Origin of the sequence: Pseudomonas sp. NFACC51, from assembly GCF_900103575.1 — a bacterium.
Taxonomy (GTDB): domain Bacteria; phylum Pseudomonadota; class Gammaproteobacteria; order Pseudomonadales; family Pseudomonadaceae; genus Aquipseudomonas; species Aquipseudomonas fluorescens_Q.
Genome location: NZ_FMXH01000007.1, coordinates 352288 through 366055 on the forward strand (window position 1 = coordinate 352288; position 13768 = coordinate 366055).

At 61.0% G+C, this 13768-nt stretch carries 13 protein-coding genes and 1 pseudogene; 3 read left to right on the forward strand and 11 right to left on the reverse strand.

Translation table 11 applies throughout. The features are described from left to right. The 3 genes from BLT00_RS16885 to BLT00_RS16895 are packed head-to-tail and all read right to left on the reverse strand — an operon-like array spanning window position 1 to window position 3568. Window positions 1–1272, reverse strand: a complete 1272-nt coding sequence (locus BLT00_RS16885; protein ID WP_092144702.1) for a dihydrolipoamide acetyltransferase family protein — start codon at window positions 1270–1272, stop codon at window positions 1–3. Beyond that, the gene (locus tag BLT00_RS16890; RefSeq protein ID WP_063320649.1) at window positions 1273–2331 is read right to left on the reverse strand and encodes an alpha-ketoacid dehydrogenase subunit beta; all 1059 of its coding nucleotides are present in this window, start codon (window positions 2329–2331) and stop codon (window positions 1273–1275) included. Between the two features lies 1 nt (window position 2332). Further along, window positions 2333–3568, reverse strand: coding sequence for a 3-methyl-2-oxobutanoate dehydrogenase (2-methylpropanoyl-transferring) subunit alpha (locus BLT00_RS16895; protein WP_072341991.1), 1236 nt, complete (start codon window positions 3566–3568; stop codon window positions 2333–2335). Window positions 3569–3761: 193 nt separating this feature from the next. Between BLT00_RS16895 and bkdR the strand changes: the two genes are divergently transcribed. Beyond that, the gene (gene bkdR, locus BLT00_RS16900; RefSeq protein WP_003202929.1) at window positions 3762–4250 is read left to right on the forward strand and encodes a Bkd operon transcriptional regulator BkdR; all 489 of its coding nucleotides are present in this window, start codon (window positions 3762–3764) and stop codon (window positions 4248–4250) included. A 151-nt stretch (window positions 4251–4401) separates the two neighbouring features. Here the strand turns inward: bkdR and BLT00_RS16905 are convergent, their stop codons facing one another. Then, on the reverse strand, window positions 4402–5265 hold the full coding sequence (locus tag BLT00_RS16905; protein WP_092144704.1) for an MBL fold metallo-hydrolase: 864 nt from the start codon (window positions 5263–5265) through the stop codon (window positions 4402–4404). A gap of 137 nt (window positions 5266–5402) precedes the next feature. Between BLT00_RS16905 and BLT00_RS16910 the strand changes: the two are divergent. Further along, window positions 5403–5886, forward strand: a pseudogene (locus BLT00_RS16910) (TSUP family transporter). A gap of 185 nt (window positions 5887–6071) precedes the next feature. After that, on the forward strand, window positions 6072–7364 hold the full coding sequence (locus BLT00_RS16915) for a delta-60 repeat domain-containing protein (RefSeq protein ID WP_158265805.1): 1293 nt from the start codon (window positions 6072–6074) through the stop codon (window positions 7362–7364). 13 nt (window positions 7365–7377) lie between these two features. On the opposite strand, the gene BLT00_RS16920 is transcribed toward BLT00_RS16915, so the two are convergent. The 7 genes from BLT00_RS16920 to BLT00_RS16950 all read right to left on the reverse strand — a co-directional run. Continuing rightward, window positions 7378–8247 (reverse strand): aldose 1-epimerase, encoded by an 870-nt coding sequence (locus tag BLT00_RS16920; RefSeq protein ID WP_092144708.1) that lies wholly within the window; start codon window positions 8245–8247, stop codon window positions 7378–7380. A gap of 196 nt (window positions 8248–8443) precedes the next feature. Next, window positions 8444–9724, reverse strand: coding sequence for a TRAP transporter large permease (locus tag BLT00_RS16925; RefSeq protein WP_092144710.1), 1281 nt, complete (start codon window positions 9722–9724; stop codon window positions 8444–8446). After that, window positions 9724–10251 (reverse strand): TRAP transporter small permease, encoded by a 528-nt coding sequence (locus BLT00_RS16930; RefSeq protein WP_092144712.1) that lies wholly within the window; start codon window positions 10249–10251, stop codon window positions 9724–9726. Before BLT00_RS16930 ends, BLT00_RS16925 begins: the two co-directional genes overlap by 1 nt. A gap of 75 nt (window positions 10252–10326) precedes the next feature. Beyond that, entirely contained in the window at window positions 10327–11295 is a 969-nt protein-coding gene (locus tag BLT00_RS16935; RefSeq protein WP_092144714.1) for a TRAP transporter substrate-binding protein, read from the reverse strand. Between the two features lie 58 nt (window positions 11296–11353). Continuing rightward, window positions 11354–12259, reverse strand: a complete 906-nt coding sequence (locus BLT00_RS16940; RefSeq protein WP_092144715.1) for an SMP-30/gluconolactonase/LRE family protein — start codon at window positions 12257–12259, stop codon at window positions 11354–11356. A 42-nt stretch (window positions 12260–12301) separates the two neighbouring features. Next, complete coding sequence (locus BLT00_RS16945) at window positions 12302–13123, reverse strand: NAD-dependent epimerase/dehydratase family protein (protein WP_092144717.1); 822 nt, start codon at window positions 13121–13123, stop codon at window positions 12302–12304. A 312-nt stretch (window positions 13124–13435) separates the two neighbouring features. After that, window positions 13436–13768, reverse strand: a 333-nt coding sequence (locus tag BLT00_RS16950) for an OprD family outer membrane porin (RefSeq protein ID WP_139199614.1), incomplete at its 5' end; no start/stop codon positions are given.

Genomic DNA, 13768 nt, shown 5'->3' on the forward strand with positions numbered 1-13768 from the left:
TTACTCCACAAACAGCGTTGCGGGTTGTTCGAGCAGGCCGCGCAGGGCCTGGATGAATTGCGCCGCGTCCATGCCGTCGACCACCCGGTGATCGAAGGAACTGGAGAGGTTCATCATCTTGCGGATCACGATCTGCCCCTTGATCACCACCGGCCGTTCGACGATTTTGTTCACCCCGACAATGGCTACTTCCGGCAGGTTCAGCACCGGCGTGCTGACGATGCCGCCCAATGCCCCAAGGCTGGTCAGGGTGATGGTCGAACCGGACAGCTCATCGCGACTGGCCTTGCCCGTGCGGGCCGCCGTTGCCAGGCGCGAAATTTCCGCCGCGTTGTCCCACAGGCTGCGGGCTTCGGCGTGGCGCACCACTGGCACCATCAGGCCAACGTCGCTCTGGGTTGCGACGCCCACGTGCACCGCGCCTGAGCGGTGGATGACCTGGGCTTCGTCGTCGTAGCGGGCGTTCATTTGCGGAAAATCGCGCAGGGCCACGACCAACGCACGAACCAGGAACGGCAGCAAGGTCAGCTTGCCGCGACTGGCGCCGTGTTTTTCATTCAGATGCACCCGCAGCTCTTCCAGGGCCGTGATGTCGATTTCCTCGACGTAGCTGAAATGCGCGGCGCGTTGAGTCGCCTCCTGCATGCGCTGGGCGATCTTGCGGCGCATGCCGATCACCGGGATCTGTTGCTCATCGTGGCGCTCGGCATAGCCCGAACCGCCCTTGGCCTGGACCGACGGACCTTGGGCCAGATAGGCCTCGAGGTCTTCGTGCAGGACCCGCCCGGCCGGGCCGCTGCCCTGGACCAGGCGCAATTGAATGCCCAGGTCCAGCGCGTGTTTGCGCACGGCCGGCGACGCCAGTGGACGCTCGTCGGGATCGCGGGCCACAGGCGCTTGCGGGGCGCAGCGCGGCGCGGCGGTTTTTTCCAGTACCGGTTCAGGTGTCGCCACGGGTGCCGGCTTCGGTGCCTGCGCAGCCGGCGCTGGCGTTGGCGCCTGTTGGGCCGATTCTTTCAGGTTACCCGCACCTTCGACTTCAATGCGGATCAGTTCGCTGCCCACTGCCATGACTTCACCGGGCTCGCCACCCAGAGCGATGACCCGGCCATGCACCGGTGAGGGGATGTCGACCATGGCCTTGTCGGTCATGACATCGGCCAGTACCTGGTCTTCGACCACCATGTCGCCGACCTTGACGTGCCACACCGACAGTTCAACTTCCGCGATGCCTTCGCCGATGTCCGGCATCTTGATAACGTGCGTGCCCATTCAGACCTCCATGACCCGTTTCAACGCCGCGCCCACACGGGACGGCCCTGGGAAATACGCCCATTCCTGCGCGTGCGGGTAGGGGGTGTCCCAACCGGTGACACGCTCGATAGGCGCTTCCAGGTGGTGGAAGCAGTGTTCTTGCACCAACGCCACCAGCTCGGCGCCGAAACCGCAGGTGCGGGTGGCTTCGTGGACGACCACACAGCGGCCGGTCTTCTTCACGGATTTGACGATGGTCTCCAGGTCCAGCGGCCAGAGGCTGCGCAGATCGATGACTTCGGCGTCGATGCCGGTCTCTTCGGCAGCCACTTGGGAGACATAGACCGTGGTGCCGTAGGTGAGAACCGTCACGTCCTTGCCCGGACGGGTGATGGCGGCGACGTCCAGCGGCACGGTGTAGTAACCGTCTGGCACTTGGGCCGAGGGGTGTTTCGACCACGGCGTTACCGGGCGGTCGTGGTGGCCGTCGAATGGGCCGTTATACAGGCGCTTGGGTTCGAGGAAGATCACCGGGTCATCGTTTTCGATGGAGGCAATCAACAGGCCCTTGGCGTCGTAGGGGTTCGAAGGCATGACGGTGCGCAGGCCGCAGACCTGGGTGAACATCGCTTCGATGCTCTGGCTGTGGGTCTGGCCGCCATAGATGCCGCCGCCGCAGGGCATGCGCAGGGTCATCGGTGCGGTGAACTCGCCGGCCGAGCGATAGCGCAAGCGCGCCGCCTCGGAAATGATCTGGTCCGACGCCGGGTAGACGTAGTCGGCGAACTGGATCTCGGCGACGGGCCGCAGGCCGTAGGCGCCCATGCCCACCGCCACGCCGACGATGCCGCTTTCGGAAATCGGTGCGTCGAACACCCGCGAGGTGCCGTACTTGTTCTGCAGGCCTTCGGTGCAGCGGAACACGCCGCCGAAGTAACCCACGTCCTGGCCGAACACCACGACGTTGTCGTCGCGTTCGAGCATCACGTCCATGGCCGAGCGCAGGGCCTGGATCATGGTCATGGTGGTAGTGGTCATGGCGGTATCCAGCGCAATATTGGTGTTGTGATCGTTCATCTCAGATCCCCAACTGCTGACGCTGGCGCTTCAAGTGCTCCGGCATCTCTTTGTAGACGTCTTCGAACATGGTCGCGGCGCTTGGAATCTGCCCGCCAGCGAGGGTGCCGTATTGCTCGGCTTCCTTCTGCGCGGCCATCACCTCGGCTTCGAGTTCAGCGGTAACGGCGGCATGTTCCTCTTCGGACCATTGGCCGATCTTCACCATGTGCTGCTTGAGACGGGCAATCGGATCGCCCAGCGGGAAGTGGCTCCAGTCGTCGGCGGGACGGTATTTCGAAGGATCGTCCGAGGTGGAGTGCGGGCCGGCGCGGTAGGTGACCCATTCGATCAGCGCCGGGCCGAGGTTGCGGCGGGCACGTTCGGCGGCCCAGCGCGAGGCGGCGTAGACCGCCATGAAGTCGTTGCCATCGACCCGCAGCGAAGCGATGCCGCAACCGACGCCGCGTCCGGCGAAGGTCGTGGCTTCACCGCCGGCAATGGCCTGGAAGGTGGAGATCGCCCACTGGTTGTTGACCACGTTGAGGATCACCGGCGCCCGATAGACGTGGGCAAAGGTGAGGGCCGTGTGGAAGTCCGATTCGGCGGTGGCACCGTCACCGATCCAGGCCGAAGCGATCTTGGTATCGCCCTTGATCGCCGAGGCCATGCCCCAGCCCACGCCTTGGATGAATTGCGTGGCGAGGTTGCCGGAGATGGTGAAGAAACCGGCGTCCTTGACCGAGTACATGATCGGTAACTGCCGGCCCTTGAGCGGATCGCGCTCGTTGGACAGCAGTTGGCAGATCATGCCCACCAACGGCACTTCGCGAGCCATCAGGATGCTTTGCTGGCGATAGGTGGGGAAGCACATGTCATCGATGTTCAGCGCCAGGGCCTGGCCGCTGCCGATGGCTTCCTCGCCGAGGCTCTGCATGTAGAACGACATTTTTTTCTGGCGTTGGGCGACCACCATGCGGTTGTCGTAGATGCGCGTCTTGAGCATGGCGCGCATGCCTTTGCGCAGGATGTCGAGTGGCACGTCTTCGGCCCATGGGCCGTGGGCATTGCCTTGGTCGTCGAGCACGCGAATCAGGCTGCGGGCCAGGTCGGCGGTGTCGGCGGGTTCGACGTCGATGGAAGGTTTACGCACCGTGCCGGCATCGGACAGATGCAGGTAGGAAAAGTCGGTCTTGCAGCCGGGACGGCCCGAGGGTTCGGGAACGTGCAGGCGTAGCGGTTCGTACGCTGGGTTCATGGCTTTCTACGCTCGATCTTGTGAATTTCTTGTAGTGGGCGCGCTAGCTGACGAATTTCCCCGGGTACGGGAAATTGTCCTACAACAATCATAGGCTCGACGCAGAAGAATATTTTTCTCTGTTGGCTTGCTGTTCAGATCATTTGCAGATAAAAAATCTGCACAACGATAAAAAAACAGGATTATTTGTCTCATGCGTAAATTGGATCGCACCGACATCGGCATTCTGAACAGCCTTCAGGAAAACGCCCGTATCACCAACGCCGATCTCGCCCGTTCGGTCAATCTGTCGCCGACCCCGTGCTTCAACCGTGTCCGGGCCATGGAGGAGTTGGGCGTGATCCGCGAGCAGGTCACTTTGCTCGACGCCGACCTGCTGGGGCTGCACGTCAACGTGTTCATCCATGTGAGTTTGGAGAAGCAGGTGGAAGAGGCGCTACAGCATTTTGAAGAGGCGATCTCCGACCGCCCGGAAGTGATGGAGTGCTACCTGATGGCAGGCGATCCGGATTACCTGATCCGTGTGCTGGTGCCGACCATCCAGTCGCTGGAGCGCTTCATGATGGACTTCCTGACCAAGGTCCCGGGCGTGGCGAACATCCGCTCCAGCTTTGCCCTCAAGCAAGTGCGCTACAAGACTGCGCTACCGTTGCCGGCCAATGGGTTGACCTTGGGGACCTGAAGATCAAATGGTTTTTGAGGGCCGCTTCGCGGCCCAGCGGGAGCAAGCTCCCTCGCCACGGGGATGGGTGGCTGGCGAGCCGGTAGCCATCAAGCACCGTCCTGTGGCGAGGGAGCTTGCTCCCGCTGGGCTGCGCAGCAGCCCCAAGCTTCTAAAGCTGATTGATCGGAATTTTCAGATAGGTCACGCCATTGTCCTCGGCCGGCGGCAGGTGGCCGGCCCGCACATTGACCTGGATCGCCGGCAACAGCAGCGTCGGCATGCCCAGCGTCTTGTCGCGCTGGGTACGCATGGCCACGAACGTGGCTTCATCGATCCCATCGCGCACATGAATGTTGTGCTGGCGTTGTTCACCCACGGTGCTCACGCACTGGGGCTCGCGCTCATCCGGTGGATAGTCGTGGCACACGTAGAGCCGCACGTTGGCGGGGAAGGCCAGCAGTTTGCAAATCGAGGCGTAGAGTTGATGGGCGTTGCCGCCGGGAAAGTCGCAGCGGGCGGTGCCCACGTCCGGCATGAACAGCGTATCGCCTACCAGGATCACGTCGCCATCGATCAGGTAGGCCATGTCCGCCGGAGTGTGGCCGGGCACATGCAATGCGGTGGCCTTGAGGTTGCCTATGAAAAACCCTTCGTCGGCGGCGAACAGATGATCGAACTGGGAGCCGTCGACGGCAAACTGCGGTTCAAGGTTGAACAGCTTCTTGAAGACTTGTTGGACCTCGCCGATGGCTTGGCCGATGGCGATCTTCCCTCCCAGCGCCTTGCGCAAGTAAGGCGCGGCGGATAAGTGATCGGCGTGGGCATGGGTCTCCAGCAGCCATTGCACCGTCAACCGGTGTTCGCGCACGAAGGCGATCACCCGCTCGGCCTGAGCGGTGCCGCTGCGGCCCGAGGCCGGGTCATAGTCCAGCACCGGGTCCACCACCGCGCACTGCCCTCCATCGTCTTCATAGACGACGTAGGTATAGGTCTTCGAGGCGGGGTCGAGAAAGCTTTGGATCTGCGCGGGCATGACAGCGAACCTGTACGGGAAGAAGCGGTTGCAACGCTTGAGGTTTACAACATAGGGTCCGCAGCTTAGTGAGGGCCGAGGTGTCCTGCAAATGCGATCGCACCTGACAACAGGTGTGCGCGGCTTGAGAGAGTTTTATGGTTCCGGCAGGTTTTTTTGGCGTGATCATGGGGGTGATCCTCGGGCTGACGGGGGCCGGTGGTGGCATCCTGGCGGTGCCGGCACTGGTGCTCGGGTTGGGCTGGAGCATGATCCAGGCCGCCTCGCTGCACCGCCACGCTGTCGGCACTGGGGGCGGTGACGGGCCTGGTATCGGGCTCGCTGGGCGTGGGCGGTGGTTTCCTGATCGTACCGGCGTTCAAGCAACTGACCGACGTGCAGATGCGCGGCATCGTCGCGACGTCCTTGATGGTCATCAGCCTGATTTCACTGATTGGCGTGGTGGGTGCGTTTCATGCCGGGGTGAGCATCGACCGGGTCGGCGCGGTGTTCATCGCGGCAAGCATCGCCGGGATGGTGCTGGGGCGGCGCCTGGCGGCCAGGGTCCCGGCCCGGGTGCTGCAGGTGGGGTTCGCCGGGGTTTGCCTGGGGGGGGCGGTGTTCATGTGGGTGCGGGCGTAGCCAGGATCACGATCCGCCTCATGCCTGATTCCTTGTCGTTCATCGGGGCCCTGTGTTCATCCCAGTCCTGACCGTACGTCCGGGCCTGCTTAAACCTGTCAACTCTGACAGTGGACGGTGAACAGGATCCAGGTAATAAGTCCTCCATTGAGATGGGCAGTACAACCCACATGGAGGATCTGAAAATGGCTAGCGACTCGAAGACCGACACACCAAAGCGGGCCGGCGAATTCGATCCGGAATTCAACGGAGGCCAGATTCTGCTTCTTCCGGGGACGGATGCCGTCGATGTTGCGATAGATTCAGAGGACAGGATCTACGTCGTGGGTGGAACGGCGCTATGGGTAAATGGCGAATATATTATTTCGGCGCTCAATCATGACGGGACGAACCGTGAGGACTTCAATGGCGGCGAGCCAGTCAGAAATACGTTCATGCCGGGTGCGTATAGCCTGGCGGAGCAGGTGGCCGTCCTGCCGGACGGTAAAATACTGATCCTGGGAGTCGTCGATCTGGGCGGCTCGAATTTTGGATTCGCGCTGGCGCGCTACCTTCCCAACGGCACGCTGGATCTTTCGTATGGCGTCAATGGCCACGCGATACCGGTCTTCGATTTCTGCGATGTCGTCATTTCGAGGAATGACCTCAATGCCGACGGCAACGAGCCAACCTATCTCTATACGGGGAAAACTTATCTGTCCCTTTACGGAGGACGCACATACATCTCGGGTCTCGCACTGACCGTGGGGGCGCGCAAGGCAGTTACGTTACTCATGTGCTTGGACGGGGACGGCAATCTCGTTCAGGCGTTCGGAAACAAAGGCGGCGCGGTCATTGAGCATCCCGAGCATCATTTGAATGCGCAAAGCATGCTGGTGACAAACGACTACATATATTTAGTGGGGTACATCCAGCGTAACCCTCGTAATTACAAGGTTTGGGTGCGTGTGCGACTGGATGGCCGTCTCGACACCCATTTTGGCAAGAGAGGATTTATCACGGATATGGGCCCTGGCTTCCACGTTGGCGCGGGAAACTTCCATGCGGTCGCGTTACATGGCAACCTGAAACTCCTCGGTGCCGGCTCATCGCCCAACCAACGGTTTGTCGCTCATGCAACGCTGGAAAGTATCGACAAGGATGGCGGCAAAGACCCTGACTTCAACGATGGCGAACTCGTTGTGACCACTATAGGTCTGGGGTCCATCTGGTTCGATTGTGCAATTCAGTCGGACGGGCGCATCGTAACCTGTGGCAAAACCGGCCCGGAGATTGAAGAGATGTTGGTTGGGCGCTATCTACCCAGTGGACGCCTGGATACTGGCTTCGGTGATCACGAAGGCTGGACACAATTCAGGTTGAAGGATGAGGTAGACAACCCCGTATTGGCATTGGATTCCAATGATGATGTTGTCGTAGCCGGTCGATATTTCGACGACCTGAGCGCGATACCTTTCGTATTTCGGTTGAAGGGCTGAGTCGCCCTGGTTTTTATATCAACCGGCACTGCATCAAGAATCCCAGCGCCACCGATTGCCCTTGCTCCAGCAAGCGCAACCCCGGTCGCCCCGGCAGGTGATGGGCGTTGACCGGGTGGCTGACCGGTTCGATGCAAAAGAAGTCCAGGCCCACGGGGCAGTAGAGCAGGAAGTAATCGCAGCCGCTGGCCCGGCACTCCAGTTCATAGCCTAGGTCCGGCTGCTGGATCAGGCATTGCCCGTCCCAACCGCCGAAACCGTTGTCGACAAGCGTGTCCGGCAGTAAACGGAGCGCCTGGAAATCCCAGTGTTCAGGAATGTGGGTCAGTTCCGTGGGCAGTTTCGTGGCATCGCACATCCAGACCTCGCTGGCGCGGGTTTGCAGGCGCGTGGCGGGGGTGCGTGGAAAGTATGGATGCAAGCCCAGCCCGTGCCACGCGGCCTGTTCGGCCATGTGGGTGACGTGCATTGCGAGCTGCAACTGGCCGCCGCTCAGACCGACCCGCAGGCTGGCGCGGTAGGCGAACGGCTGTTGGCTGTCGAGTTGCAGCAACGCTTCCTGGGCACTGTGCTCGATCACCTGCCACGGTTGTTGCCACGCACTGCCATGGATCGGAAACGGATCGTTGGGGCTGTTGGCGTCCAGGGCCAGCCAGCCGCCGGGACAGTCGAAGCCGCCGTGGGCGATCCGGTTCGACCAGGGAATCAACGGGAAGCCGCCGAGCTTGCCAGGCAGGCCGTTTTCCAACGCGTGGGGCGCTGGCGGGCGCAGTAGCGGGGCGCCGTTACTGCGCAACGTCCAGTCGACCAGGCTGGCGCCCAGATGCGGGGCCAGGGTGAGACGAGTCAGTTCGTCTTCGAGGTGGAGAAGGGGTGGCGTCATGGTGGTTGTCTGCTGGATTGAAAAGCAGTGAGGGGAATGCAGATTTTGTGTGGACGCTGTTGTGGCGAGGGAGCTTGCTTCCGCTGGACTGCGAAGCAGGCCCAAGTTCTTTGTTTCAGCACAAATTTTTGGGGCGGCTTCGCCACCCAGCGGGAGCAAGCTCCCTCGCCACAAGGGGGCTTGCTGGTTGATGGGATTACAACACCAGATGCGGCAACCACAGGGAAATGGCGGGCACATAAGTCACGAGCATCAGCACCAGGAACAGCATGGCGTAGAACGGCAGCAGCGCCTTGACGGTGCTTTCGATGCTGACCTTGCCGATGGCGGAACCGACAAACAACACCGCGCCCACCGGCGGGGTGATCAGGCCGATGCCCAGGTTCACCAGCATGATCATGCCGAACTGCACCGGGTCCACGCCGATGCCCACGATCACCGGCATCAGGATCGGCGTCAGGATCAGGATCAATGGCGCCATGTCCATCACGGTGCCCAGCAGCAGCAACATCACGTTGATGCACATCAGGATCACGTAGCGGTTGTCCGACAGCGTCAGGAACGCGGTGGTGATCTTCGCAGGGATCTCCATCAGCGTCATGATGTAGCCGAAGCTGGCGGCGAAGCCGATCAGGATCATCACGATGGAGATGGTGCGCACCGTGCGGTGCATCAGCTTCGGCAACTCGCTCCACTTGTAGTCGCGATAGATGCACATGGTCACGAAGAACGCCCACACCACGGCGATGGCGGCTGATTCGGTGGCGGTGAAAACACCCGAGAGAATGCCGCCAAGGATGATGAACAGGGTCATCATGCCCCACATGGCTTCCCTGCAGATCTTCAGCGCTTGCTTGAGCGGAATCACTTCACCTTTGGGGTAGTTGCGCTTTTTCGCGAAGACCAGGCACAGCGCCATCAGGCAGAGGTTCATCATGATGCCGGGGACGATGCCGGCCATGAACAGCGAACCGATGGAGACGGTGCCGCCCGCGGCGAGCGAATACAGCACCGCGTTGTGGCTGGGCGGTGTCAGCAGCGCTTGTACCGAACCACTGACGGTGACGGCGGTGGCGTAATCACGCGGATAGCCCCGGCGTGTCATTTCCGGGATCAACACCGAACCGACCGAGGCGGTATCGGCTACCGAGGAACCGGAGATTGCGCCAAAAAAACTCGAGGCCACGAGGTTGACCAATGACAGGCCACCGCGCACGAAGCCTACCAACACGCTGGCGAATGCCACCAGTCGGCGGGACATGCCGCCTTCGGCCATGATCGCACCGGCCAGAACGAAGAACGGAATGGCCAACAACGAGAACTTATTCACCCCGCCCGTTACCTGGATCATCATGGCCTGGAACGGAATATCGATCCACCACGCCCCGATCAGGGCGGCAGCGCCCAACGCGTAGGCGACCGGCATGCCGATCAGGATCAACAACAAAAAACTGCCCAGCAGAATCAGCGCGTCCATTAAGCGGCACCTTCGTTTTCTTCAACCAGGTCGAACTGCACGACCCGACGCTGGCTTTGATCGCCCAGCAAGAGTTTTTCCAGGACAAAAATCAACGTCAGGAAGCCACCGATCGGTATCGGCATGTAGGTGATGCCGACGCGCAGGGTGGGGATGGCGCTCATGAATTGATTCCAGGTGGTCATGCACAGCTTGGTGCCCCAGATGGTCATGAAAATGCACACCGCCGCCATCAAGAGCTGGGTGAAAACCGAAGCCAGGGTTTGCCAATGCGGGGGCAGGCGGCTGGTGACCATGTCCACGGCCATGTGCGAGCCGGAGCGGTAGCTGGCGGCGGCACCGATGAAGGTAAATACGATCATCAGCAAGATGGCGGTGGGTTCCGGCCAGCTTGAGCCGGTACCGAGTACGTAGCGGGCAAACACCCCCCACGGAATCATCAGCGCAACGGCAAGGACAGAAAGGCCGGCCACCCAGATGCAAGTCATGTAAATCGTGTCGTTGATACGCAGCAGCAAATTCTTCATCGGGTTCCACCGTAACCGGGCGCACCTTCAACCGCAGGCGCGCCCAGCCTTTTCATGAGTACAGATTGAGAGGCTTTACTGGACGGCTTCGATACGCTTGATCAGGTCGGCATACGGCGCGCCGTATTTGGCCCGGATCGGCGCTGTGGCGTCGTAGAAAGGTTTCTTGTCGACGGTGATGAACTCGACGCCAGCGGCCTTGAGTTTTTCTTCACTGGCGGCGGACTTCTTGTCCCACAGCACGCGCTCTTCAGCCTGGGCGGCCTTGGCGGCTTTTTTCACCATGTCTTGCTGCTCTGGGGTGAGCTTGTTCCAAGTGATTTTCGACATCACGATCGGCTCAGGCAGGATCAGGTGGCCGGTCAGGCTGTAGTACTTGGCGTTCTGGTAGTGGTTGTGTTCGAGCATGGTCGGCGGGTTGTTTTCCGCGCCGTCAATCACGCCGGTCTGCAGCGCGCTGAAGATCTCGCCGGTGTCCATGGCGATACCATTGCCGCCCATGGCGTTGATGGTCTCGATGAACATCGGGTTGCCCTGTACGCGAATCTTCATGCCCTTCATGTCTTCGAGCTTGCGCACCGGCTTCTTGGTGTAGAGGTTGCGGGTGCCGCCGTCCATCCAGGCCAGAGCCACCAGGCCGAATTCGGAATTGGTGATCCGGTCGAGGATCGCATCGCCGACTTCACCGTCGATGACGGCGCGCATGTGGGCCTGGTCGCGGAAGATGAATGGCATGTTGAAGACGTTCACGTCCGGCACGACGGGGCCGACGATACCCAGGCTGACCCGGGACATCTGGATCGCGCCGGCTTGCATCTGCTCGATCACTTCTTTTTCGGAGCCCAGTACGCCGCCCGGGAAATACTTGAACTTCAGTTCGCCGTTGCTCTCTTTTTCCAGGGTCTTACCCATGGATTCCTCGGCGACCACGGTCGGGTAGCCCTTGGGGTGGATGTCGGCGATCTTGATATCGAGGGCGTGCGCCGCCTGGGCCAGAAAGGCCAAGGGAAGGGCTGCGATCAGAAGTGTACGTTTGAAATTCATGGTCAATCTCCAGTCTTGTTGTTTTTTTATGGCTCATCCAGTGAAGCGGTGAAGCAGATCAGTTCGCGGAGTGCTCCCGTCCTCCGAAAGCAGGTTCAGCCAGGCCCTTGACACCGGGGTTGAGGGCGAACACGCCACCGGCCAGGGACTGCGGGTCGTTGTCGTCACCGGGACGGATCGAGGTGACGAAGAGGGTGTCCAGGCGACTGCCGCCAAAGGCGCACATGGTCGGTTTCTTCACCGGCACTTGCAGTGAGCGGTCCAGACGTCCGTCCGGGGTGAAACGGTGAATCAGCCCGGCATCGTTGGCGCAGATCCAATAGCAACCGTCGGCATCCACCGCGGCGCCATCCGGGCGACCGGCCAACGGCATCATGTCGACGAACAGCCGCCGGTTGGACGGTGTGCCGCTGTCGATGTCGTAGTCGAAGGCCCAGATCTGCTGCACCAGCGGGTGTGAATCGGAGAGGTACATCGTGCGTCCGTCCGGGCTGAAGCCCAGGCCATTGGGCACAATGAAGCCGCTCAGTTGCGCCTCGACCGGGCTGCGCTGGCCTGCCTCGTAACGATACATCCGGCCTACGTCAGCGTTGGCGCCCATGTTCAGCACCATGCTGCCGGCCCAGAAACGGCCCTGGCGGTCGCAGCGGCCATCGTTGAGGCGCATGTCGGTGCGGCTGTGTTCGACGCTTGCGCACAGTTCGCTGTCCAGGCTGCCGTCATCATTGGGGTGCAGGCGAAAGAAACCGCTTTCCATGCCGGCGACCCAGCCACCGTCCTGGTGACGGGCAATGCAGGCGAGCATTTCGGGCGCTTCCCAGCCCTGGAGCTTTCCGCTGCTAGCGTTCCAGCATTGCAGGCCACCGTTGGGAATGTTCACCCAATACAGGGCGTTTTCGTCGGGAACCCATACCGGGCTTTCCCCGACGGCGTTGCGTGCATCGACAATCAATTCGGCTTGCATGGTGATTCCTTTGTGCGTGCGTATCCCATGAAAAACAGCGAATCAGTCGTCGAATGGGCCTGCTGCCACAAAGGCGCCACCCTGATAAACCATGGCCGGGTCATCGGCGGCCGGCATCGGCTGCGCTTCGACCTTGTCGCGGAAAATCTCGGACGTGTCCTTGGGCTGGTAGCCCAGGTGCGCGGCGTGGCTGTTGTCCCACCAGACGTCGCGATTGGCGGACATGCCGTAGACCACGGTGTGGCCAACCTTCGGCGTATAGAGCGAACATTCGATCAGTTGGGTGAGGTCGTCGAAACTCAGCCAGGTGCTCATCATCCGGCGGTTCTGCGGTTCGGGGAACGACGAGCCGATGCGGATGCTGACGGTCTCGATGCCGTAGCGATCGAAGTAGAAACTGGCGACGTCTTCACCGTAGGACTTGGACAGGCCGTAGTAGCCATCCGGGCGGCGAGGGGAGAGAGCGTCGATGGTCTCGTCCTGTTTGTAGAAACCGATGACGTGGTTGGAGCTGGCGAAGATCACTCGCTTGACGCCGTGTTTGCGGGCGGCTTCATAAATGTGAAAGACGCCGCTGATGTTGGCGCCGAGGATTTCTTCGAACGGACGCTCCACCGAAACACCACCGAAATGCAGGATGGCATCGACGCCTTCGACCAGTTGGTGCACGGCCTGCTTGTCCGACAGGTCGCACGGCATCACTTCTTCGCTTTCGTCGATGGCCGGGGCCATGTTGGCGATGTCCGACAGGCGAATGTGACGGGCGAAAGGCTTGAGGCGTTCGCGCAAGACTTTGCCAAGGCCGCCAGCGGCGCCGGTCAATAGGAGGCGATTGAAGGGATGACGAATCTGTGTCGTGGTCATGGCATTACCTGAGCAAACTATGAGAGGTACAGTTGTTATAAGTTGTCGTACGACCTAGAGGAATATCCTTATCCTTCCGTTACCTTGTCAACGTTTGATCGACGAACCGCTCTAAACCGACGTCCTTGCCGCGCTACGAGGATTCCACCGCCCCTGTGGCGAGGGAGCTTGCTCCCGCTGGACTGCGAAGCAGGCCCATAAGATTGCGAAACACGGCGTCTGCTGCGCAGCCGAGCGGGAGCAAGCTCCCTCGCCACAGGTGATTCGGTTAGCCTCAACAAAGCGCTTCGCCCCACGGCGCGCGCTTGCTGCTTACAACAGCGACAGCGGGTAGCTGATGAAAATGCGGTTCTCGTCAAATTCGTTGGTGCTGTAGTCCCGACGAATCGATGCGTTACGCCATTTCACGTTGAGGCTCTTCAGCGCACCGCTCTGTACGGTGTAGGCCAGTTCGGTTTCACGGCCCCATTCCTTGCCGTCGTCAACGGTGGCGGTGTGCACATTGTCGCCGCTGATGTAGCGGTTCATCAGGGTCAGGCCCGGCACGCCGACGGCGGCGAAGTTGAAGTCGTGGCGCAGTTGCCAGGATTTTTCCTTGGCGTTGTCGTAGCTGGAGTTGTAGCTGTCGTTGGCCAGGGTGCCGCC

Excerpts from the sequence above, each read along its gene's own strand:
- BLT00_RS16905 (WP_092144704.1), bottom strand. The coding sequence starts at position 5,265 with ATGCCCGCGCAGATCCAAAGCTTTCTCGACCCCGCCTCGAAGACCTAT.
- BLT00_RS16885 (WP_092144702.1), bottom strand. The coding sequence starts at position 1,272 with ATGGGCACGCACGTTATCAAGATGCCGGACATCGGCGAAGGCATCGCG.
- BLT00_RS16930 (WP_092144712.1), bottom strand. The coding sequence starts at position 10,251 with ATGAAGAATTTGCTGCTGCGTATCAACGACACGATTTACATGACTTGC.
- bkdR (WP_003202929.1), top strand. The coding sequence starts at position 3,762 with ATGCGTAAATTGGATCGCACCGACATCGGCATTCTGAACAGCCTTCAG.
- BLT00_RS16895 (WP_072341991.1), bottom strand. The coding sequence starts at position 3,568 with ATGAACCCAGCGTACGAACCGCTACGCCTGCACGTTCCCGAACCCTCG.
- BLT00_RS16925 (WP_092144710.1), bottom strand. The coding sequence starts at position 9,724 with ATGGACGCGCTGATTCTGCTGGGCAGTTTTTTGTTGTTGATCCTGATC.
- BLT00_RS16890 (WP_063320649.1), bottom strand. The coding sequence starts at position 2,331 with ATGAACGATCACAACACCAATATTGCGCTGGATACCGCCATGACCACT.
- BLT00_RS16915 (WP_158265805.1), top strand. The coding sequence starts at position 6,072 with ATGGCTAGCGACTCGAAGACCGACACACCAAAGCGGGCCGGCGAATTC.
- BLT00_RS16945 (WP_092144717.1), bottom strand. The coding sequence starts at position 13,123 with ATGACCACGACACAGATTCGTCATCCCTTCAATCGCCTCCTATTGACC.
- BLT00_RS16940 (WP_092144715.1), bottom strand. The coding sequence starts at position 12,259 with ATGCAAGCCGAATTGATTGTCGATGCACGCAACGCCGTCGGGGAAAGC.
- BLT00_RS16920 (WP_092144708.1), bottom strand. The coding sequence starts at position 8,247 with ATGACGCCACCCCTTCTCCACCTCGAAGACGAACTGACTCGTCTCACC.
- BLT00_RS16935 (WP_092144714.1), bottom strand. The coding sequence starts at position 11,295 with ATGAATTTCAAACGTACACTTCTGATCGCAGCCCTTCCCTTGGCCTTT.